Raw genomic sequence first — 21,544 nt, 5'->3', positions numbered from 1 at the left:
TTCAATTCCTTGGCTTGTCTCGCTCGTTGAGATTTCTAATTGTGCTGCAACCTCTGACGTTTGCACCGCTTGATCTTTCGATTCTTTTGCATGTGCTTGATTCTTTTCATAAAGCTGTGATAGCAGCTTGTCGATCGGATGATCACTATCTTTTCTAAAACTAGCCATCGACGCTGAACCTTTTAGCACCTCTTCCATTTGATGAAAAGGCATAAAGAAACGTTTCGCTAGTAGATGTGCAACGCCCGTTACGACCACGATACTCGCTACAATACCGATCCAAAACCAAGGGCTTGCAATTTGAATTCTCGGACTTGCGATTGCTGTAATCGATATAATTAACACAGGAACCATTACGGCTACAACAGAAACGAGCGTAACAGTCTTCACAAGCATCTGGTATGTTGTCTTCTTGTTAGACATTCCGTCCACCCCTACTCGTTGCTTTAATTTGTGGAACCGATAAACGCTAACGCTTGTTCCTTGTTTGTGAACGCTCGAACATGCTCATACGTTCCTGCCGTTCTTGATAATCGATTTAACTGCATTTTTAACGTTGCGCCTGGAGCAATCGTTGCTGTCTTCTCGATATTTTGAGAGACCCAACCCATGAGCTCTCCCCAGACTTCATTTACTTCTGGCTTTGCCACTTGATTAATTTCACTATTGTCGTTAAGGAAAAAACGGACCGTTGGCTTCATGAGCTCACTTTTTACATAGTCTGCTTGTTCTTTTGCTTCTTCAACCGTAGTTGCCATTTCTAGGTATTTGAAGTGCAAGACGTTACCTTCAATTTTCAATTCTATGTTTTTCATTATTTGTTCTCCTCTTCGTAAGTTTCATAGGCTTCTTTAAAAATAAACAACGCATTGATACATTTTGGAAATCCTGCATAAGCCGTACAATGGTTAATCAGTTCAAGAATCTCTTCTTTCGTCACACCAATCCGAAGTGCCGCCCGAAAATGATATGATAGACCTGTTCCAGGATCACCTTGTGTTATTAATGAAGACAACGTAATTAACGAACGTTGCTTTAACGTTAATGCATCACTTGCATACACATCACCGTAACCAAACTCTACTGCAAGGCGCGCAAGGCGTGGAGAGAATTCTTCCGCTGCTTTCATAGATTGAATGCCACGTTCTCCTGCAAGTTCCTCAATTTGCTTCCATCCTGCTTCATTTTTATCCATGTTGATTCAACCCTTTCATTTGATCACGTAGTTGAGTTGGAGGTACTTCATCTTGACGTACCATTAATTCAATAACCGTTGGGCTTGATGCCTCTGTTAGCGCCGCTTTCGTCGCTTGTGCAACATCATCCTCCGTGTAACAACGATGCCCATGACACCCTAAAGAAATTGCAAAATCTGCAATGTTCATGTCCTTTTTGAATGTTGATCCAACAGAACGTCCAATTAAATTCTTCATTCCTTTATCAACCATGTCGTGCATTCCATTATTAAAAACAAAGAAAAGAATTGGTAAGTCCTCACTCGCTGCGGTAGAGAGTTCGGTGCCATGCATCATTAGACAACCATCTCCAGTGAACACTGCCATCGGTTTATTTCGGTTTGCCGCTTTTGCGCCAATCGCAAGTCCAATAGCATGACCCATCGCACCAAATACGTCATCAAAGTAGAACGTACCCGGTTGTTTAATCTCAAAGTGCTTAATTGCATAAAACGTATGGCTGCCATCATCCCCATAGATGACCGTTTCGTCAGGAAGCACTTTTCGGATAGCCTCAATCGCTCTTCCTGCCGCAAGACGTTCTGTATGCTCAGGAAGTTCTGGTACATCTAGTTCATAGGATGGTAGTTCCCGATCAACTTCAACTGAAGGTTGGGATTTCAGTAATTCTTTTAAGTTCCTTTTTGCATCGCCTTGTACGAATAACGTTTTTGCAGATAATGACTTTCCGACAAAGGTAGGCTCAAGATCAAATTGAATGACGGTCTTTGGTTCATTATCAGCTCGAAATCCTGCTGTGGACATGTCACTAAGCTTAGAACCAATTACAACAAGCACATCGATTCCTTCGTTAACGTATTGCAATGACACTTCAGAACCACCGAGCCCAAAGCTTCCAAGTGAATACGGATGATTGCTCTTAAATGTCCCTTTTCCACCTGGCGTCGTCATGACCGGAATTTTACATAAAGTAGCGAACGCTTCGAGTTCCTCGTAAGCCCGGGAGATGTGAACACCTTTCCCTGCTAAGATTGCTGGACGTTTTGCGTTTTCTAATTTGGACATCACTTCTGTTAAATTACTAGAGATCAAAGTGTCCTGTACGACAGCATCTGACACATCTAAATACTCACTTTCTTCTAGCAATATATCCATTGGTATTGATAAGTGAACAGGGCCCTTTGCGCCCGTTAACGCTTGTTCAATCGCATGATGCAAGTACCGTTTTAACGTTTGTTTATTTTCTACTTTTGCACTAAACTTCGTCACTGGACGAAATAGATTTACAAGATCAGCGCCGAAGGCGCTAGAGTCTTGGCATAAAGCTCTACCTGATTCTTCTAGCGGTGGGTGCCCTGTTAGAAATAATACTGGCGCATTAAACGCTTGAGCTTGGCCAGCAGCAGTAATGAGGTTAGTGCCTCCAGGACCAGACGTCCCAATTGCCACTCCAATCGTTTCATTTTCAAGCGCATAGCCTGTAGCCATATATCCTGCACCAGTCTCATGTTTCGCAAGAATGAATTCTACTTGATGATCATCCATCGCAAAGATGAGTGGTGAGATTGGTTTACCTGGAACACCAAATGCTTGATGACATCCTAAATCTTTTACAAATTTCGCTATAACTTCTGATACTTTAGGCATAGTTGCCCTCCATTTTATTTATACTAAATGCTAATGTCTGTCTCTTATACTGCTTATACTACTTCTATATCGGTCAAATTACGACAAGTTAAAGTACCTAAGTTTTAGATTTTCGAATTATTCGTGACGAAACGAGATAGAATGGTTGCATAGCTTGTATAGGATGTAAGAATGTATCAATTCGTTAAATTTTTATGAATATTAGTTCGCTATAAATCACAAATACACGTATCGTCTACAACAAAAAGTAGACTTCCTCCTCTTTGAAAGTCTACTTTTTTATGCACGTTTTAATCGCTGAACCGACCCTAAGAGAACCATCGCAAAAATTACAATTGAGATGACCCAATAATACGCCATCATTGTATTGCCAGTTTCTACAGCGAGATAAATGCTCACAGGTAAAGTTTGCGTAACTCCGACAATGCTGCCTGCAAACATCATCGTAGCACCGAACTCCCCTAGTGCACGTGCGAACCCTAACATGTAGCCTGTCACAACGGATCGCCATGCAATCGGTAGTGTTACGTGCCAGAATACTTGCCATTCCGATGCTCCCATTTGCCGGGCTGCCGCCTCGAGTTCATCATCAACACCTTCAAACCCATTTACGAGCATCTGGAAGATGAGCGGGAAGGAAACAACTGCTGCTGCAATCACTGCCGCAATATATGTAAAGACGATCGGTTGATTGAATAACGCTTCGTACCATTGTCCAACCCAACTATTTCTGCCAAAGGCGACGAGTAAACCAAACCCAATAACGGTCGGAGGCAACACGAGCGGCAACATCAATACCGTTTCTACGAAGAGTTTCCCTTTAAATTGCCTCTTTTTTAAAAACCATGCAAAGAACAACGCAAGTAAAAATGCAAGAATACTTGCTACAATTACGACACGAAGAGAAACAATGATCGGTGTCCAAAACGTTTCAAACATTACTTCACACCTTGAAATCCATAGTCCTCAAAAACCGCAATGGCTTCATCTGATTGTAACCACTCAAAAAAATCTTCTGTCGCCTCTCCATCAGTAAGTTGTGCGACTGGATAGACAATCGGTGAGTGTGACCCCTCTGGTGCATGATCAATAATAACTACATCTTCAGAAGTTAGTGCATCGGTATGATATACATATCCTGCATCAGCGTTGCCTGTTTCAACGTACGTGAGTACCTGTCTGACATCAGAACCATATACGGCGTTTGGCTCAACTGCTGACCATAACGCTTCATTCTCTAACGCTTCCATCGTATATTGACCTGCTGGAACTGTATCGGGCTGTCCAATTGCGATATTTTGAAGCTCCGCATCAGCTAAGCTACTCCAGTCATCCAACTGCTCTTCAGCACCCGGTGTCGAAATGAGTGTTAACTGGTTCTCTACTAACCGAACCGATGAATGTATTTCAACCTCATCTTCTAGTCGCTCAACATCGCCCAAGGATGCCGATAGAAATACGTCTGCAGGTGCGCCTTGTACGATCTGTTGCCGAAGTTGACCAGAAGAACCATAATTAACGACAAATTCAACATCGTGGTTTTCTTTATATAAATCTTGTAAATCATTAACCGCATCTGTCATGCTCGCTGCTGCCATCATAAAGATCTCAGGGGTTTCCTCGTCTACGTCTGATGCCTCGTCGCAGCCAGTAAGCAAAAGCATTGCGCTCACGAAACCTAATTTCCATCTCATAGCTGCCCTCCAACATCTTCATGTATTTCTTTATCTAATTAAAGGGGGACAGTCCCCCAGCAGAGTGACGCTTTAACGTCCTGGGGGACTGTCCCCTGCTTGATTCTCCATTTCTTGAGTAATCAGCTCTAAATAGTCCGCTTCCTCTTGTGTAAACGTATTTGGAAAACGAAACTCCATTTCTAGAGGATTGTCATCGAAATGCTTTTGCATAGCCTCTAGCTGCTTGCTAAAAGCTTCAAGATCTTCAACGTTTTCTGTAAAGAGCTGCGTAAGCTTCGTAACTACTGCAAATGCCTCTGATGAGCTAGGTGGTACGTTATTTGCGATTAACCGCTTTACCTCTGTTGAAATGGCTAACATCTCTTTGTCCCACCGCTCCCAATCTGTTGACGGGACATCAATGAAGCTTTCTACAATTTCCTCAGAGAGGTTTTCTTTTGCCCATTGCACTTGATCATCTATATGCTCTTCTTGAAATAGAATGGAAGACAATAGCGTCCATGTAATTGGATGACCACTATCGGTAATTGCTTGCGTTCGCTTAACTGCTGAAATGGCTTGATCGATTTCCTTACGTTTATTTTCTAACAATTGCAGTTGTAGCGTTAATGAGTCTTTGAAATCATTCAATGTATTTCTCTCACTCGTTAATAAGCCTTTAATGTCTTGAAGCGAATACCCGATAAACTTTAGCGATTGAACTTGCTGCAATTTTGAGAGCTCTTCTAGTCCATAAAGCCGATGCCCCGCTTCATTGTAATTACTTGGCGTTAGAATTCCAACTTCATCGTAGAACCTTAATGTACGAACCGATACGTTCGCTCTTCTCCCAAACTCACTAATTGTCAACTTCATGCAACGATCACCCTTTCTATTCGTTACATTCAGCTTAGCCGATCACGTAACGTGAGGCGCAAATAAAATTTCCAAAACGTCACTGTTGGGGACTGTCCCCCGATGAAGTAGCGCATTAACGCGCCGGGGGTCTGTCCCCGGTGAGGGCTCGTTTACAGTCAGATTGTATCGTTTCGATGAGTTCTTTGACTGTTGGAATGTCTTGTATAAGTCCAACGCCTTGTCCTGCCCAGCCAAAGCCTTGTTCATGGTCGCCTTTCTCGATTAACTTTAAGTTCGATGCACCACTTATGTACGGTTGGAGTGCATTAAAATCAGCACCTTCATCTTCAAGTTCTTTGATTCGGTCCGTTGCTTTCGTCCGTAACGCCCTCGCTGGTCTTTCAATCGTTCGCTTAATCACAATAGTATCCGCTTCGGTCGCTGAAAGAATTGCTTCTTTGTACGCTGAATGGGCGATACATTCTTGTGTTGCAATAAAACGTGTTCCCATCTCAATTCCGTCTGCCCCGAGCGCAAGCGCTGCGGCATAACCCTTCCATCGACAATTCCTCCACTCGCAAGTACTGGAACCGATACTGAATCAACGACGCGGGGAATGAGCACAAACGTACCAACATCATCTCTCCCTAAATGCCCTCCCCCTTCTTGTCCAACGACTATAATTGCATCTGCTCCAAGCTGTTCTGCTTTTTGTGCTTGTCTGACCGCTGCGACGAGAACGAGTTTTTTGATGTTCGTATCCTTCACCCTTTCAAATACGGGAGCTGGATTACCGGCAGTTACTGAAATTGCAGGTACCTCTTCTTCGATAACAACGTCAAGTAGCTCGTCAACAGATCCTCTTCCTAAAGAAAAATTAATCGCAAACGGCTTCTTCGTAAGTTGTTTAATTTTCTTAATTTCTGCCCTTAATAATTCAGGGTCTCCAAGTGACGTAGCTGTAATTTGACCAAGGCCACCAGCATTCGACACTGCAGCTGCTAGTTCTGCATACGCCAAATACGCAAGCCCACCTTGTACAATCGGTACTTCTACACCTAAACGTTCACAGAAACGATTCATAGAAACAACCCCCAGCACAGAATAATCAGATTATATCATTGATTATACGCCTTCCAACACTCATAAAAAAGAAAAGAACGACACAAGTAAGGTTTTCCTCTACTCGCATCGTTCTTTCAGTTATACTCTTGCCGCTTCAACAAACTTAGCCGCATGATCTCGAAGACCTTGCCAATCTTGCTGCTCAATCAAAGGTTTCTTTAAAAGAGAACCGCCAGCTCCTGCGGCAACCGCTCCAGCTTGAATGTATGACGCAATGTTCGTTTCATCAATTCCGCCTGTTGGCATCATAGGGATATGGCTGAGTGGTCCTTGAAGACCTTTAATGAACGCAGGCCCTAATGAATCTGCTGGGAATACTTTGACGATATCTGCACCGTAAAGATAGGCTTGATGGGCTTCAGTTGGTGTAAATACACCAGGGATTACAATCACTTGATGCTTATTTGCAACCTTAATCGTTTCTTCATCAAGAATTGGTGCAAAAATAAATTCTGCCCCTGCTTCTATGGCCTCTTCAGCATGCTCCCCATTAAGAACCGTACCAGCACCTACAATCGCTCGATCACCGACAACTGCTTTGCATTTTTGAATGGCTTCATAAGCGCGATCAGAATCAACGGTGACTTCAAGTCCTGTAACTCCACCTTCAACGAGCGCTAAAGCAATGTCTTCGATGTGTTCAAAAGGGAGTTTTCGCATCACGGCTACTACGCCAGACTCAAGTAATTTGTCGATATTCTTCATGTTCTCTCCTCCTATCGTAATACATCACTGTTTGTATTATTTAAGAATGCCTTAACTTCTACACGAGTTGGGAGACCTTCAATATCTCCAGGTGAACTGACAACAAGCGCACCGACGGCAGCCCCTAAATCTACTGCATCATGCAAAGACTTGCCTTCTAATAGTCCTACAATAACACCTGAAGCAAATCCATCACCTGCTCCAATTGGATCTACGATTTGATTCACGGTGTGGCTTTTTACGTAACCGGAACTTCCGCCTTGTTCGGCATAGTATGAATGTGATGCGCCGCTTTTAATGACGATTCGTTTCGCGCCGTCTATAAATGCGAGCTTTGCAATTTCATCATCCTGGTCAGTACCATACATCCACTCTGCCTCATCCGCTCCAGGCAAAAATAAGTCGCTTAAACCAGCGAGTTCTCTCATTCTGATTCTTGCTCGCTCTTCTCCATATTGCTCCATAATTTTAAAACGCAAGTTCGGATCAAAAGAAACGTACAATCCTAATTTTTTTGCATAGGAAATTGCCGTTGTAAGAACGTCATCGCACTCAGGACTAATAAGCGGTGTGATGCCAGTAATATGCAATACTTTCGCATCGCTAAACAGTTGTTCTTCTACCTGTTCGCTGTTCATGAGACTTGCGGCAGAACCTGCTCTGTAATAATGAACGGAACTTTCATTTGGCCGTCGGAACTCTTTAATGAACAGTCCAGTCGGTGCATCGGCTGTCGTCTGTACATAACTTGTGTCAACGCCTTCTCCACGAATCGCTTGTAATAAATACTGACCAAGTTCATCGTCACCAACTTGACTCATCCAACGAGACGAGTAACCTAATCTCTGAATTCCAATCGCTACATTGGATTCAGCACCTCCATGGCGTTTCGTAAATGTATGTGTATATCGAAGAGGGCCTTGTGATGACGCTTCAAAAACGACCATCGTCTCTCCAATGGTTATAACATCCATTGTAGCCTCCTAGCCTTTTCTATTCTTTCTATCTTTAAAGAACTTCACAAGTAATGGTGTAAATAAAGACAAAATTGCTAAAGCAATCAATGTGGCAGCAATTGGTCTGGTAGCAAAGATCATTAAGCTACCTTCTGACATTGTTAATGCACGACGAAATTCACTTTCCGCCATCGGTCCTAAGATTAATGCTAACACAATTGGTGATGCCGGGAAGCCGTGCTTTTTCATGAAATAGCCGATAATTCCAGCACCGAGAATGACGTAAACGTCAAACATATTGTTATTAATCGCAAACGCACCAATCGTTGATAAGACTAGAATAATCGTAATCATTAACGTTTTTGGTACAAGCAATACTTTCGTAAATAAGCGAATGCCTAGTAAGCCGATAATGACCATAACGATTGCAGCGACAAGCATCCCTGCAAACAGAGTGTACATTAATTCTCCACTGGTTTGGAAAATTTGTGGACCAGGTTGAATTCCTTGTACGACAAATGCTCCGAGCATGACTGCGGCAACGGCGTCACCAGGAATACCCAATGTGAGCAATGGAACCATTGCGCCACCTGTCACCCCTTGATTTCCAGCTTCTGCAGCAGCGATTCCCTTCGGATTCCCTTTGCCAAAGAGTGCCTTATCTTCTTTCTTAGCAAAACGTTGGGCTTCATTATACGAAACAAACGCAGCCACATCTGCACCAGCACCAGGGATAATTCCAATAATGGAACCTAAAAATGAAGATTTCGTCATCGTCGGGAACAATTTAGGCATAAGACGCCAATTCGTTTTGAGAAGCCTTGCGGCAACCTTCATTGGTCCACCTTTTTCCTTGAAATAATCCTCTGCCATAATAAAAGCCTCTGAAACAGCAAAGAGACCAATCATAATCGGAATAAAGTTAAATCCTTCAAGCAATACAGGTTGGTCAAATGTATATCTAGGATAACTTGTCATAGGGTCCATACCGATTGTTGCAATTAATAAACCAACCACACCGGCAATTAACCCTTTAACGAGCGATGCCCCTGCTATACTTGAAATAATGCTCAAACCAAACAAAGCGAGACCGAACATTTCTGGTGCACTAAAATTAAGTGCGATGTTTGCTAGTTGAGGTGAGAGAAAAATAAGCATCAGAACACTAATAATCGAGCCAAATCCTGAAGCTATGACAGCAATATTCAATGCCGTTCTCGCTTCCCCTTGCTTTGTCATTGCATACCCATCCATTGCTGTGGCAGCAGCTGCTGGAGTTCCTGGTGTATTTAATAAAATCGCTGCAATGGAACCACCATAGATCGAACCGAAATAAATTCCAATGAGTAATAACAATCCTGGTATAGCTTCCATTCCAAACGTAACAGGTAAAAACAGCGCTACCCCCATCGTAGCAGTTAATCCAGGTAATGAACCGATAATGACCCCGAGTAAAACGCCTGTTACGAGTAAAATTAAAATCATAGGATCTGCTAAACCGAGAAAGCCTTCCCATAGATTCATACAAAGCCCTCCTTAATAAAGCAACCCATGAGGAATAGGAACATGTAGTAGATGTTCAAATGAATACGAAACAATTAACGGCAAAAGTATAGCTGCCGGTATGATAAAGTACCAACGACGTTCTCCTAGAAGTAGCAAGTAACCTGCTGTAAAAATTACTGTCGAAACGACAAATCCAATGGGTTCAACAAGAAAGACGTAAACGCCAAATGCAATCATGATAAAGACAACATTTAGATTAAGTCTCTTATCTGTATCCGTTGGAGTTTGAAAAGCTAAAATGATTGCAAGTACAAACAACAACACGCTTAGTACTTGAGGAAAAAAGGCGGGGCCTGGTGCAGCCCCGCTTGATACAGTAAAGCTTTGCGCCATAATAAAAGCCGTAGCCGCAAAAACCAATAATAGTAAACTAATGATGTGGTTAGCATGAAGTCTTTTCATACGGTTAGTCCCCTTCAACTAGTTTAAATCTAAGGAAGGAATCAGTTCTCCAAACAATGCATCTTGATCGTCCATTAATTCCGTAAATCCTGCTGGATCTGCATAACGATAGCCAAGTTGTAAGGTTTCAATACGCTCAATAAAGTCATCACTTTGCGCGGTTGTTGCTGCAGCATCAGCTAACACATCGACCACTTCATCTGGTGTGTCTGCTGGAACAGTGATTCCTCTCCACGTACCAATGGATAACTCAATACCTGCTTCCGATAATGTCGGAACGTCTGGTAACGCATCGACACGCTCATCAGCCATAACTGCTAATACTCGTAAGTCCCCATTTTCCACTTGGTTAATGACCTCTGCTGGACTTACACTTACTGCATCAATGTGTCCACCGAGTAGGTTGTTAACCGCAGGAGCTGCTCCGTCAAAAGGAACGTGGTTGAACGAACCATCGATTTCTTGCTCAAGTGCAGAAGCAGCTAAATGCCAAATTGCACCTGTTCCTGAGTTACCAATTTGTAAGCTTTCACCTGATTCTGCAGCATCAATAAAGTCTTCGATCGTTTCGTACTCTGAATCTGCATGTACCGTAATGGCAGCAGAGTCTTCATTTAAAAGTGCAACCGGTTTAAAGTCTTCTTCATAGCTTAATTCTGCGAGTCCACTATGTGGAAGCGTTAGCAATTCAACAGTTACAAGTGTCATTGAATGACCATCTGCACTACTGTTTGCACCTGCTTGCATCCCGACAGCACCGCCACCGCCTTCACGATTTGACACGCTAACCGACTCACCAAGTTCTTCTTGTAAGTTATCTGCAAATGCACGAGCGACTAAATCAGTTCCCCCGCCTTCAGCATAAGGAACGATCACTTCCAATGATTTCTCAGGGAAATTCTCTGCAGCCTCTTCTCCATTTGCTTCCGTTGAACTGTCATCTCCACATGCTGCCAATGCCATTAGTGGAACAATCATACCCATACCCAATAAGTACTTTTTCATTAATGATACTCCCCTTTTAATGCTCTTTTTTTAACTTTCAAAAACTGAACGTACTTCTAAACCCGCCTTACACTGTTCCTAATTGAGGAACAACGTTCTTTATATTAGTTATACATCTTAATGATGACCTAATTCCTTAGAGATCTGATGGCATGAATTTGTTAATAATTCAACAACGTGTTTCACTTTGTTATCGTCCATACGATCGAGTGGACCCGTGACACTAACCCCATAATTCACTTCACCTACGTGGTTGTAAACTGGTGCCGCGACACAACGAATGCCTCGTTCATGTTCCTCATTATCAATGCTATATCCTGCACCTTTGATACGTGTAATTGCATGTTTTATCTCTTTTTCTGTTGTCACTGTGTAATCTGTATATTTCTGTCGATTGGGTACTTGCTGAAAATATTGCTCTAACTTTGCCTCGCTAAAGTGTGATAACAATACTTCCCAACGCCTGTACAATGCATTGGAGCACGTCTACCTACGCGAGAGTAAATACGAATGGTATTCGAATGTTGTTCAACTTTATCTAGATAAACAACTTCATAATCTTGTTGTTCAACGAGATGCACAATTTCATTCGCTTCTCTACTCAATTCATCTAAAAACGGTCTAGCAATTGAAGTGATTTCCATTTGCTTTAGAACATATTGTTGCATTTCTAAAAATTTCAACCCTAATCGATAATTTCCATTTCCTGGTTCTTGCTTGACATATCCGTGTGCTTCTAGACTACTTACAATTCGATGCACAGTGCTCTTTGCTACCCCTAAACGATAGGATAATTCTGTAACACCAAGACCGAAATGATGATCTTTCAATAGGTCTAGTACACGCATAGCACGATCGATTGACTGTAACATATCTCCTCCTCCTGTTCTTCATTACGGAACGGCGTTTCACTTTTGCTAAGAGCATTATATTCTTATATGTAAGCGGTGTCAACGTATTTTTCATTTATTGTTTAAGATATGAAAATACACATTTAGATCGCAAAAAGAGCTACTGAAAGACGTTAAGTCTCTCAGTAGCTCAGCTATTACGCTACATCGTAGCCTAGTTCTTCAATGGTCTCTTTCAGATTCGCTTCTTGAACTTGATTTGAATCGAACGTTATTTCTACCGTTCCATTATTTAGATCAACGTCTACTTTTTCTACCCCGGCTTGTGTTCCTACCCCGCTTCAATAGATGAAACACAGTGACCACATGACATACCTGTTACGTTTAATTGAATGGTTTTCATTTTATTTTTCCTCCTGCATTTGTAAGATCAAGTCGTCAGCTTCCTTTTGATTTCGCTCATAACCTGTATACACGATTGGCTTTTTTAATGAGCCTACGAACCCACGATGTTTAAATACGAGGCCAGGAACGATTCTTGATCCTGTTATTTTTTTTAGTTCGCTTTCTTTTTCTTCATTCTCACTTAGATCATGCTCAATATATTGAACACCAGCATCTTGAAGCTTTTCTTTTGTTTTTGCACAATCAGAACACATCGGACGTGTGTAAATTGTTAAGTGATACATGCGACTTCCCTCCATTACTTAATTTCAATTACAAATGGAAAAGCAATCACGCCTGCATCTTGATACTTAAATTCTGCCCAAAGCTTGTACGTGCCTGGTTTTTGAAAATGAGCTTCAAATGTCGTTGCATCGTTAGCAGTCGGATGCACGTGAATAAATTGTTCAACATCCTCATCGATGACTACGACATGACCAAGAGCTCCAAGGTATGGCTCAAGGTTATCGTAATCGGTACTAAACGTGAGCGTTGTCGTTTCCTCAGTCGTTTTTCCTTCTACGTCTAACTGCACTTTCTTTCCTTGGATTTCTTTTTCAAGCTCACGATCGGTTTCTAGGCTTACCTTTTTTGTCTCCGCCTCACCTACTTGAAGCGGAATCGCTTCTGGTGCATAAGCGAATTCTTTTGGGGTAATATCTACAAAGAGATGATACGTTCCTGGCTGAAGGGAGTGTTCTACCTCGTACACCCCTTCTGCAAGGCGTTCGGGATGAAGATGGTGATACGCTTTTAAATCATTCGAAACCGCGATGAGGTGCATTTCTTTCTCGTGATTCACAGCAAGTTCAGGCGGCTCTCCATTTGGATCTTCCAACGTAAATGTGAGGCTATCTTCATTTTGATCCACGTTCACTTCTACTTCTGAATGCGTTGAATGATGATGATCGTGATTGTTCATGAGTTCTTCCTCCTCTTGAGTGGTGGCATGAGCATGATGTTCTTCATGATCGCCACCCTCTAAAATCGAATTACCCGTAATGACTGCGTAACCTACAATTACAAGTGTCAAATAAACAAGTCCGCTCATCACCCACGTGCGTATTTTCATGATGACCGTTTCACTCCTTTAAAAGACATTCGCTGCAATCGCAAGGCGTTCCCAACGACCGATACTGAACTGAATGCCATTGCGGCACCTGCCACCCATGGAGCTAATAATCCTGCTGCTGCAATTGGGATACCGACAGAGTTATAGAAGAACGCGAAGAATAAGTTTTGCTTAATGTTTCGCATCGTCTTCTTACTAATAACAAAGCTGTCAGCGACACTATGAAGATCACCGCGCATTAGCGTTACGTCTGATGCTTCAATCGCAATGTCTGTTCCTGTACCAATGGCCATTCCAATATCTGCAACGGCGAGCGCCGGAGCATCGTTAATACCGTCACCTACCATCGCGACAAATTTCTCGTTTTGCTGTAACTTCTTAATTTCTTCTGCTTTTTGTTCAGGCACCACTTCCGCAATCACGTCATTGATCCCAACTTGCTTCCCTATTGCTTCTGCGGTTTTTTGGTTGTCACCTGTTAACATGAGTACTTCTAAGCCTAAATCTTGCATACGTTTAACAGCTTCAACGGACGTTTCTTTAATCGTATCTGCAACCGCTACAATCCCGACAACTTGCTTATTAATCGCAATTAACATTGCTGTTTTACCAGCAGATTCAAGGTTCTCCATTTCTTTGTTGAATGCATCAAAGTTAAGGTTAGATTGACGCATTAACTTCCGTGTCCCGACAAAAATTTGTTCGCCATGTACCATCGCTTTAATTCCGGCACCTGGTAAAGCTTCAAAGTCTGTCGGATTCTCAAATTCAATCTGACGATCTTCGATACCCGTTACAATAGCTGCTGCTAGTGGGTGTTCTGAGTTCTTCTCTGCTGAAGCCACTTTGCTAAGAATTTCTTCTTCGTCTAATCCGTTAGCGATAATGACATCTGTAAGTTCTGGTTCGCCTTTCGTAATGGTTCCAGTCTTATCAAGTACGACCGTCGTCACTGATCTCGTATTTTCAAGGTGTTCGCCACCTTTAAACAGAACGCCCATCTCTGCTGCACGACCTGAACCAGCCATAATTGAGGTTGGTGTAGCTAGGCCTAATGCACATGGACAAGCAATGACTAAGATCGTAATTAATGGAACGAGAGCTGAACGTACATCGCCGGGTTCGATAATAAAGTACCACGCAAGAAATGACCCAATTGCAATGAGTACGACAATCGGTACGAATACCCCAGACACTCTGTCGGCTACTCGTTGAATGTCTGCTTTACTTCCTTGTGCGTCTTCTACAACTTTAACAATTTGTGCGAGTGCTGTATCTTTTCCAACACGCGTCGCTTCAAACGTTAAACTACCGTTTTTATTTACCGTAGAACCAATAACGTTGTCGTCTTTTCTCTTATCAACTGGAATACTTTCACCTGTAATCATTGACTCGTCAATGGCAGAAGATCCTGAAATGATAACACCATCAACTGGGATTTTTTCTCCAGGGCGAACGATCACTCGTTCACCGACTTGTACGTCTTCAACAGTAATTTCTACTTCCACGCCATCGCGTACAACCCGTGCTGTTTTCGCCTGCATGTTAAGCAATTTCTCAATTGCTTTTCCAGTACGCCCTTTTGCACGTACTTCAAAAAGTTTCCCTAAGATTACGAGTGTAATAATGACAGCCGCTGCTTCAAAATACAGTTCTGGCATACCTTGACCGCCAGCTGCTTGCCACTCGTACCCGAGGAAAATACTATAAAAATACGCTGTGGTTGTACCGAGTGCGATGAGCACATCCATGTTCGCGCTTTTCCCTTTTAACGCTTTGTATGCCCCTACGTAAAACTGAGCACCTGCGATAAATTGAACGGGTGTTGCTAACGCTAACTGCACCCAAGGGTTCATAAACATCTCTGGCATATAAAGAAACGATGTAAATTCAAAATGGGTAACCATCGTCCACAATAAAGGAAACGTTAAGATCGCTGCGAATAAGAATTTACCTGTTTGATGACGAATCTCTTTTTCTTTTGCATCCACCGTGTCTTCCTTCGACTGTTGCTCTTGCAACGTGTAACCAATCTTTTGAACTGAATCAATCAGCTTGTTTGTTAATTGTGCCTTCGTTGTACTCAACTGTAACGTTTTCTAATGCAAAGTTTACATTTGCTTTTGAAACACCGTCTGTCTTAGAAAGTTTCTTTTCAATCCGGGTCGCACAAGCGGCACATGTCATTCCAGATATATCAAACGTAATGCTCTCATGTTGCACATGATATCCGAGCTTTTCTATTTTATCTTCAAAAGCTTGGACGTCTAATCGTTCAGGATCATACGTTACATTTGCCTTTTCAACGGCAAAATTCACATTAACCTCATCAACGCCGTCCATGCGTTGTAGACCTTTTTCTATTCGGTTGGCACAAGCGGCACACGTCATTCCTTGGATCGGAATCTGTACTTCTTGCTTCGCCATCGCTGTCCCTCCTACGTACAACAGTTAACATTTTTTATAGTCTTTCCTGCTGTTATTATCTTTATAATACAATACCCCAGTAGGGTATGTCAACGATTAATAATTGTTTACACAACCACTCACTTGAGCTTGCTTAGTTTGCGGGTCACAGTGACACCTTAACTCCTCTTTGTGACTACGTTTCTTCTCGGGTTTTATCCAACGATCAGTCTCAACACGGTACCATAGTACAGCCGCTCGAATAACAATATCAATTCCAATTGCTAACCACACGCCAGCAATGCCTAATTCCAATTGAATGGCCAAAATGTAAACGAAAACCGTGCGAATTAACCATATTCCAACCGTTGTCAAATACATCGGGAATTTCGTATTTCGTGCCCCTTGGAAAGCTCCCGTTAGAATCAACAAAATTGCCAAGAATGGCTGGAAGAACGCTGCGATTTTTAATGCTGTTCCAATTTCTGCTTGAACGACTGGGTCATCTGTAAAGAAGCTCCCCATCCATTCGCCGAAGATAAATAACAAGATTCCCATGAAGACCATAAAGCCCGCAGATATCAAAGCTATGAGCTTAGCGTAGCTTTTCGCCTGTTCATATTGCTTCGCCCCGACGAGTCTTCCAACGATAATTGTCGCAGCTGCCGCAAACCCATAAGCGATCATATAAGAGAACGTTTCAATGTTCCCTGCAATTTGATGTGCAGAGAATGTACTCGTCCCTAAAGCAACGATAAATCCGAAATAAACGACTTGTCCAATTCGCATCGCTAGACGTTCACCAGCTGCTGGTGCCCCTAGACCGAGTAAGTCTTTCTGATCTTGAAGGTTAAATCGGAACTGCTTCTTCTTAAGATCAATGGCATCATTTTTTCTTACATAATAGAATAGCATTCCGACCCCTACAACTCTCGCAAGAACACCTGCAATCGCCGCACCTACAATACCTAAAGGGGGTATAAACAAAAATCCAAAGATCAACAAGTAATCAAAAACCATGTTTACAACGTTTGCGATAATGACCGCCTTCATTGGCGATTTCGTATCTCCTGTACCCCGTAGAATACTGCTTAAAACAAACATTAACGCCATTACAATTGAAGGAATCGCTAAGATTTGAAAGTAAACCGTTGCTAATTGTAGTACTTCTGGCTCTACACCTAACAAGCGAATAAGATTCTCTGCGAAAACTAGCGTTAATACACCAAGCAATACACCTACAATTATTGCTTGAATTATTCCTTGTTGAGCAATTTTAGTAGCTCTTCGGTCGTTACCTTCACCTCTTGCGTTGGCCATGAGTACGTTAACCCCGACACCAATTGCCATAAATACTGCAAAGTAAATCGCTAGTATGGCATTCGTAACCCCAACCGCGGTGACTTCTTCTAAGCCAACTTGGGCAACAAACAACGTATCAACAAAACCGAGCAACGTCTGAAAGAAGTTTTCAATGACTGCCGGCATTGCGAGAATGAGGACAATCTTGATTTTTTCAGATGTTCGTAAGCCTTCTTGCAACGTACGATCTGCAATACTCATGTTCGTTTCCTCCTCTGTGTGATTACATATTACTATACCCCCCTATAGTATTTCAAAAGAAAAGATTTCCTCTTTGTGAAGTTCACTACTCATTAGCGTTTGATTACATGGCGTGATTATTCAACCTATTTGAGACACAAAAAAGCTACCTCAACAAAGACACTGACTTTGTGAGATAGCTTTTTCTCAACACGTTACGACCTCGAATCCCATTCACCGTATCTTCTCGGATCGGCTCCACCTTTAATCGTATTTTCGTTATAATCAACGATCAGACTTTGAACCGCTCCGAAGTGGACCGCATTCCGGGAATTATCGATCGTGTAACCGTCCTCTTCAAGCGATTCCGAGACGCTCGTAGAGAGCCTTCCTTCGATTTGAATCGTTGGATTATGAAGATCATAATACGATCGGTTCTCTTCAATGGCTTCTTCAATCGGTTGTTCAAACATTAAGTGACGCACGAGAACTTGTGTAAGTGTTGATGTTATTCTCCTGCCCCCAGAACTTCCGATTCCAATAATCGGGTAGTCATCTTTAGCAAGAATGGTTGGTGAAATATAGCTAATCGGTCGCTTATTCGGCTCGTAACGGTTCGGTGACGTTGCACTCACTGAAAAATTGTCCAGTTGATTGTTTAAGAAAAAACCATCTACATATTTTCCAGAACCGAAAAAACTACTTAACGTATTCGTTGCCGACACCATCGTACCGTCTTGGTCGACAATAACAAAGTGTGTCGTATTGCCATCTTTCTCTCCGCCTTCAAGGTCTGTTGGAAATTCCTCGTCTTCAGCTTTTAATGAGATGTCATTGGCAAGGTCCTCCGCATATTCTTCTTCTAAAATTTCGTTAAGAGGTATATCGACAAACCGGGGATCGCCAATCATTTGAACACGATCTTGATATGCTTTTCGTGTAATTGCCCCCGTCCATTTCATAAACTCTGGAGACTGGTCACTCCATCGATCAATTGATAACTCCTCGGCCATTTGTAGAGAGTGTAGCAACATCGTTCCACCTGCGGGGGGCGGAGCAGCGTACACTTCAAAATCTGCAAACGTTGCTTGCACAGGTTCCACAACATCAACATTATAATTTGCAAGGTCGTGCCGATCGATGGAGTTCGTGTGCAATGCAATGTTGTCTCCAATTTTGCCTGAATAAAAAGCAGATGGTCCTTCTTCTTGAATTAGCTTAAGCGTCTCTTGTAAATCTTCTTGTTTCAATGTGTCTCCGACATCGATAGCGCGTTCATTCGGATAGAATTGTTCAGCCGCTTCAGGTTCTATATAATTGTAAGCATTCTGAAGATGCGAATGAAGTGAGTAAGAGACTTCAACACCGTCACCTGCGAGTTGAATTGCAGGATCGAGTAAGCGGTTCATCGACCATGAACCATATTCTTCATGAACTGTGTCCATCCCAAGAACAAAGCCTGGGACCCCAATTCTTGAATCTGGTATTTCTTCTTGGTCTGGAGCCACTTCTCTATAGTCATATGCAACGGGTGACTCTCCTGCTGGATGTACGAGCATAACTCCGCCTCCACCAATACCTGACGCTTGTGGCTCTAAAACACCCAGAGAATAAGAAACAGCGATCGCAGCATCGATCGCGTTTCCTCCTTGATTTAATATATCCATCCCAATCGCTGTTGCTTCTGGATTATCCGTCGCAACACCAAATCCGGGACTTTTCTTCTGACTCTCGACTTCAAGGGCATCATAGTCCGTCGCTTGACGCTCCTGATCTGTGTCTAGTGAGTTAATGAACAGGAGCAGAACAGCAATCAATAGGAGACACACGACGAATAAGCTCTGATTACGGCTCGAAGACATACGATCACGCCCTTTTTTTCCTTACATGAATACGAGTAATACCATCAAAGTAAGAATAAACCCGATGATTGAGTGCGTAGAAGCACTACCTTTTTGGTATTTAACCGTTTTGATACATTTTTCTTTAAATGTTAGTTGTGACATTCTGTTCTCTCCTTACATGAAGAATAGTTGGTATACGAGTAAAATGCCGAACGTCGTCAAGCTTAAAAGTGCTGTACTGGCCATCGTTGCCACAAATCCTTGACGTTGAATCGTATTGGCAATTAAACCTGGCACAATCAATCCAATCGCTTGAAGATGTGCTACTTCTTGTGGAGTAAATCCAAAAAACGTATCAAACCCTAATTTTAATATGATTCCGGTTAAAAGCATCGCCGCAAATTTCCTACGACCGTATAAAATTGTAAATCGATTAATCACGTGCATAACGACGAGGTACGTCGCAAAGCTGATAAACAAAATAGAGATTGCATACACTGGTGTCGCTACGACAAGTGCGATATATCCTGGTACGACTAAGCCGCGGGAACGATGCCTGTTTTCTCAGCGAAGAATAAACTGAGTGTTACTCCGGCAACGAGTGCTACGGTTATTTCTGCGATATCCATGATCAAACTCCTTAATTACGATTGTTTTTAATTAATTGCTGCAACTTTTTCTTCAATCGGCATTTGCATTTTCTTTAATTCATGAGTGAGCGGTTCAGCTGCACCATGTATGTTGCCAACGCCGTAAATGACGGTTTCTTGAATGTATGGTTTGATTTCTTCGAGGATTTCCTCTGTTGAATATCCTTCTAAGTTCAGGAGATGTTCTGTCGGGATGTTGCCATTATTGTAGTTATCAACGATTGGAGCAGTCGTTTCCCCGATAATAACGAGCGTTCTACATGGAAGATAAGGAAGTACATCGTGTGCAAACTGTTCTGTTCGTTCATAACGATCACTACGGCAATTCATGACCACAACTGCATCATTCGTAGGATAACCGAGCGTTTGTACCCTTTCCCAAATGTTGATCGTAGACGTTGCGTCATTCGCTGCGAACCCGTTCACAAGAAACGATGGTTGTTTTTGATTCAAATCGAGTGGTGTAATTTGAAGAGAACCTGGATCTGGCCAAGCATTTAACATACCTTTAAACGCAGTTTCTTGATCAATTCCTAATGCATCGGCAACTGCTAACGCTAACGCTGCATTTTCTGGAAAGACCATATAATCAAACTGAAGTAAGAAAGCTTCTGGAATTCTAGATGTATCACAAACGATCACTTTCGTATTGCGTTCTTCTGCAATTTCTTTGTACATCGGTACGTAAGGACTTTCATTCACGATCAAGTGACCGTTATGAGGAATGGTGGCTGTAAATGCATAAGCGACTTCATCTAATGTCGGACCGAGTAGATCCATATGATCTTCAAGTACGTTTACGATTACGCCGATATTCGCTTTTAGCATCTTCTCTTGGAAAACGGTTTGGTAGTCCGGTGTAACAGCCATACACTCACTGACGAGCGCATCGGCGTCTTCTTCCGCCACTTTTTTCATAACTCCTTTTTGTTCACCAATGTTCGGACCTTCTGGGCGGCGGACAATTGGATCTTCTTGATCCTTATACCAATAAAGCATTCGTGCTTGTGTGCCTGTTGTTTTCCCAACGGTTTGGTAATTCGCTTCCGTTAATACGCCTGTGACTAGTCGAGTAACGGTAGATTTCCCACGAACACCATTAATGTTGATACGAACCGGAATGGCCTCAACATTTCGGTTATGTTTTCGATGTTCAAGAAAACCGAATACGAGTAAAGAAAGTAGACAAATGGTGATGATGAATAGCATAATTCGACTCCTTTGTTAGCGTTTATGAATGCATAGATTAATTAGAATTGCTAACACCATCCGTTAGTATAAAGGTGAAAAATAATGACACCATCACAGCAAAGTTAAAAACTGTTACGAAACGATTAAACGCAATTTTTATTATTTTATGTAAAACGGTGTCGAAAAAGAGAACGTAGGGAAGAGGCACTATACGAGAGGGTGTGATTTGGTCTAGCGAGCGAAGTCTTTCGTAGATTAAAGTAGTAAATAAGCGAAGCATAGTCACAATTTTTATAGGAAAAAACGGCTTTAATCAATCTGTTACGTAACTGTAACTTTACATGTAACTTATGTACTAAAACCCTGAATTAAGGTACTTTTACTCAGAAAAGAAATAAGCTCTATACG

20 protein-coding genes and 3 pseudogenes are annotated in these 21,544 nt (G+C 42.2%); all 23 read right to left on the bottom strand.

All coding sequences use genetic code 11. From position 1 onward, the window contains the following. Nucleotides 1-446: 446 nt before the first annotated feature. The 23 genes and pseudogenes from JCM19038_RS17255 to pgsB all read right to left on the bottom strand — a co-directional run bounded on the left by JCM19038_RS17255 (nucleotide 447) and on the right by pgsB (nucleotide 21,154). Entirely contained in the window at nucleotides 447-815 is a 369-nt protein-coding gene (locus JCM19038_RS17255; RefSeq protein WP_042420427.1) for a hypothetical protein, read from the bottom strand. Next, the gene (locus tag JCM19038_RS17250; RefSeq protein WP_042359794.1) at nucleotides 815-1,195 is read right to left on the bottom strand and encodes a carboxymuconolactone decarboxylase family protein; all 381 of its coding nucleotides are present in this window, start codon (nucleotides 1,193-1,195) and stop codon (nucleotides 815-817) included. Before JCM19038_RS17250 ends, JCM19038_RS17255 begins: the two co-directional genes overlap by 1 nt. Further along, the gene (locus JCM19038_RS17245) at nucleotides 1,188-2,843 is read right to left on the bottom strand and encodes a thiamine pyrophosphate-binding protein (protein WP_042420425.1); all 1,656 of its coding nucleotides are present in this window, start codon (nucleotides 2,841-2,843) and stop codon (nucleotides 1,188-1,190) included. The genes JCM19038_RS17250 and JCM19038_RS17245 overlap by 8 nt, the downstream gene beginning before the upstream one ends. Before the next feature lie 279 nt (nucleotides 2,844-3,122). After that, nucleotides 3,123-3,782, bottom strand: coding sequence for a molybdate ABC transporter permease subunit (modB, locus tag JCM19038_RS17240; RefSeq protein WP_042420424.1), 660 nt, complete (start codon nucleotides 3,780-3,782; stop codon nucleotides 3,123-3,125). After that, nucleotides 3,782-4,537 (bottom strand): molybdate ABC transporter substrate-binding protein, encoded by a 756-nt coding sequence (modA, locus tag JCM19038_RS17235; protein WP_042420421.1) that lies wholly within the window; start codon nucleotides 4,535-4,537, stop codon nucleotides 3,782-3,784. The genes modB and modA overlap by 1 nt, the downstream gene beginning before the upstream one ends. A gap of 72 nt (nucleotides 4,538-4,609) precedes the next feature. Next, a complete protein-coding gene (locus JCM19038_RS17230; RefSeq protein WP_042420420.1) occupies nucleotides 4,610-5,395 on the bottom strand; it encodes a MerR family transcriptional regulator in 786 nt (261 codons plus the stop codon). A gap of 115 nt (nucleotides 5,396-5,510) precedes the next feature. Next, nucleotides 5,511-6,460, bottom strand: a pseudogene (locus JCM19038_RS17225) (NAD(P)H-dependent flavin oxidoreductase). A 120-nt stretch (nucleotides 6,461-6,580) separates the two neighbouring features. After that, a complete protein-coding gene (locus tag JCM19038_RS17220; RefSeq protein ID WP_042420418.1) occupies nucleotides 6,581-7,207 on the bottom strand; it encodes a bifunctional 4-hydroxy-2-oxoglutarate aldolase/2-dehydro-3-deoxy-phosphogluconate aldolase in 627 nt (208 codons plus the stop codon). 11 nt (nucleotides 7,208-7,218) lie between these two features. Continuing rightward, nucleotides 7,219-8,181, bottom strand: coding sequence for a sugar kinase (locus JCM19038_RS17215; RefSeq protein WP_042420416.1), 963 nt, complete (start codon nucleotides 8,179-8,181; stop codon nucleotides 7,219-7,221). Nucleotides 8,182-8,190: 9 nt separating this feature from the next. Continuing rightward, a complete protein-coding gene (locus tag JCM19038_RS17210; protein WP_042359787.1) occupies nucleotides 8,191-9,687 on the bottom strand; it encodes a tripartite tricarboxylate transporter permease in 1,497 nt (498 codons plus the stop codon). A 12-nt stretch (nucleotides 9,688-9,699) separates the two neighbouring features. Continuing rightward, nucleotides 9,700-10,131: a tripartite tricarboxylate transporter TctB family protein gene (locus tag JCM19038_RS17205; protein WP_042420414.1), complete on the bottom strand. Its 432-nt coding sequence runs from the start codon at nucleotides 10,129-10,131 to the stop codon at nucleotides 9,700-9,702. An 18-nt stretch (nucleotides 10,132-10,149) separates the two neighbouring features. Next, complete coding sequence (locus JCM19038_RS17200) at nucleotides 10,150-11,136, bottom strand: tripartite tricarboxylate transporter substrate binding protein (protein ID WP_052361897.1); 987 nt, start codon at nucleotides 11,134-11,136, stop codon at nucleotides 10,150-10,152. Nucleotides 11,137-11,253: 117 nt separating this feature from the next. Then, entirely contained in the window at nucleotides 11,254-11,586 is a 333-nt protein-coding gene (locus JCM19038_RS21300; RefSeq protein WP_052361895.1) for an IclR family transcriptional regulator C-terminal domain-containing protein, read from the bottom strand. Then, nucleotides 11,556-12,008, bottom strand: a complete 453-nt coding sequence (locus tag JCM19038_RS21295; RefSeq protein WP_052361893.1) for an IclR family transcriptional regulator — start codon at nucleotides 12,006-12,008, stop codon at nucleotides 11,556-11,558. The genes JCM19038_RS21300 and JCM19038_RS21295 overlap by 31 nt, the downstream gene beginning before the upstream one ends. 176 nt (nucleotides 12,009-12,184) lie before the next feature. Then, nucleotides 12,185-12,262 carry a hypothetical protein gene (locus JCM19038_RS25615; RefSeq protein ID WP_373903294.1) on the bottom strand — a complete coding sequence of 26 codons (78 nt, stop codon included), beginning with the start codon at nucleotides 12,260-12,262 and terminating at the stop codon, nucleotides 12,185-12,187. 129 nt (nucleotides 12,263-12,391) lie between these two features. Next, nucleotides 12,392-12,676, bottom strand: a complete 285-nt coding sequence (locus tag JCM19038_RS17190; RefSeq protein ID WP_042420412.1) for a glutaredoxin family protein — start codon at nucleotides 12,674-12,676, stop codon at nucleotides 12,392-12,394. A 14-nt stretch (nucleotides 12,677-12,690) separates the two neighbouring features. Beyond that, complete coding sequence (locus JCM19038_RS17185; RefSeq protein WP_238554476.1) at nucleotides 12,691-13,503, bottom strand: hypothetical protein; 813 nt, start codon at nucleotides 13,501-13,503, stop codon at nucleotides 12,691-12,693. Then, nucleotides 13,500-15,930, bottom strand: a pseudogene (locus JCM19038_RS17180) (heavy metal translocating P-type ATPase). Before JCM19038_RS17180 ends, JCM19038_RS17185 begins: the two are co-directional and overlap by 4 nt. 96 nt (nucleotides 15,931-16,026) lie before the next feature. After that, the gene (locus JCM19038_RS17175; RefSeq protein ID WP_042420410.1) at nucleotides 16,027-17,472 is read right to left on the bottom strand and encodes an MATE family efflux transporter; all 1,446 of its coding nucleotides are present in this window, start codon (nucleotides 17,470-17,472) and stop codon (nucleotides 16,027-16,029) included. Between the two features lie 194 nt (nucleotides 17,473-17,666). Further along, entirely contained in the window at nucleotides 17,667-19,313 is a 1,647-nt protein-coding gene (ggt, locus tag JCM19038_RS17170) for a gamma-glutamyltransferase (protein WP_042420408.1), read from the bottom strand. A 21-nt stretch (nucleotides 19,314-19,334) separates the two neighbouring features. After that, nucleotides 19,335-19,457: a hypothetical protein gene (locus JCM19038_RS24605; protein ID WP_255343394.1), complete on the bottom strand. Its 123-nt coding sequence runs from the start codon at nucleotides 19,455-19,457 to the stop codon at nucleotides 19,335-19,337. Nucleotides 19,458-19,469: 12 nt separating this feature from the next. After that, nucleotides 19,470-19,924: pseudogene (gene pgsC / locus JCM19038_RS17165) on the bottom strand (poly-gamma-glutamate biosynthesis protein PgsC). 27 nt (nucleotides 19,925-19,951) lie between these two features. Beyond that, nucleotides 19,952-21,154: a poly-gamma-glutamate synthase PgsB gene (pgsB, locus tag JCM19038_RS17160; RefSeq protein ID WP_042420406.1), complete on the bottom strand. Its 1,203-nt coding sequence runs from the start codon at nucleotides 21,152-21,154 to the stop codon at nucleotides 19,952-19,954. Nucleotides 21,155-21,544: the final 390 nt, after the last annotated feature.

The sequence above is a fragment of the Geomicrobium sp. JCM 19038 genome (assembly GCF_000698125.1).
GTDB lineage: Bacteria > Bacillota > Bacilli > Bacillales > Marinococcaceae > Geomicrobium_A.
The sequence above is the reverse complement of the archived record's forward strand: the minus strand, read 5'-3'. Positions and strand labels throughout refer to the sequence as shown.

Coding starts and splice junctions, on each gene's coding strand:
- modA (WP_042420421.1), bottom strand. CDS start 4,537: ATGAGATGGAAATTAGGTTTCGTGAGCGCAATGCTTTTGCTTACTGGC.
- JCM19038_RS24605 (WP_255343394.1), bottom strand. CDS start 19,457: ATGTCACAACTAACATTTAAAGAAAAATGTATCAAAACGGTTAAATAC.
- JCM19038_RS17205 (WP_042420414.1), bottom strand. CDS start 10,131: ATGAAAAGACTTCATGCTAACCACATCATTAGTTTACTATTATTGGTT.
- JCM19038_RS17230 (WP_042420420.1), bottom strand. CDS start 5,395: ATGAAGTTGACAATTAGTGAGTTTGGGAGAAGAGCGAACGTATCGGTT.
- JCM19038_RS17185 (WP_238554476.1), bottom strand. CDS start 13,503: ATGAAAATACGCACGTGGGTGATGAGCGGACTTGTTTATTTGACACTT.
- modB (WP_042420424.1), bottom strand. CDS start 3,782: ATGTTTGAAACGTTTTGGACACCGATCATTGTTTCTCTTCGTGTCGTA.
- JCM19038_RS17190 (WP_042420412.1), bottom strand. CDS start 12,676: ATGTATCACTTAACAATTTACACACGTCCGATGTGTTCTGATTGTGCA.
- JCM19038_RS17200 (WP_052361897.1), bottom strand. CDS start 11,136: ATGAAAAAGTACTTATTGGGTATGGGTATGATTGTTCCACTAATGGCA.
- JCM19038_RS17215 (WP_042420416.1), bottom strand. CDS start 8,181: ATGGATGTTATAACCATTGGAGAGACGATGGTCGTTTTTGAAGCGTCA.
- JCM19038_RS21295 (WP_052361893.1), bottom strand. CDS start 12,008: ATGTTACAGTCAATCGATCGTGCTATGCGTGTACTAGACCTATTGAAA.
- JCM19038_RS17255 (WP_042420427.1), bottom strand. CDS start 815: ATGAAAAACATAGAATTGAAAATTGAAGGTAACGTCTTGCACTTCAAA.
- JCM19038_RS17250 (WP_042359794.1), bottom strand. CDS start 1,195: ATGGATAAAAATGAAGCAGGATGGAAGCAAATTGAGGAACTTGCAGGA.
- JCM19038_RS17245 (WP_042420425.1), bottom strand. CDS start 2,843: ATGCCTAAAGTATCAGAAGTTATAGCGAAATTTGTAAAAGATTTAGGA.
- JCM19038_RS17175 (WP_042420410.1), bottom strand. CDS start 17,472: ATGAGTATTGCAGATCGTACGTTGCAAGAAGGCTTACGAACATCTGAA.
- ggt (WP_042420408.1), bottom strand. CDS start 19,313: ATGTCTTCGAGCCGTAATCAGAGCTTATTCGTCGTGTGTCTCCTATTG.
- pgsB (WP_042420406.1), bottom strand. CDS start 21,154: ATGCTATTCATCATCACCATTTGTCTACTTTCTTTACTCGTATTCGGT.
- JCM19038_RS17210 (WP_042359787.1), bottom strand. CDS start 9,687: ATGAATCTATGGGAAGGCTTTCTCGGTTTAGCAGATCCTATGATTTTA.
- JCM19038_RS17220 (WP_042420418.1), bottom strand. CDS start 7,207: ATGAAGAATATCGACAAATTACTTGAGTCTGGCGTAGTAGCCGTGATG.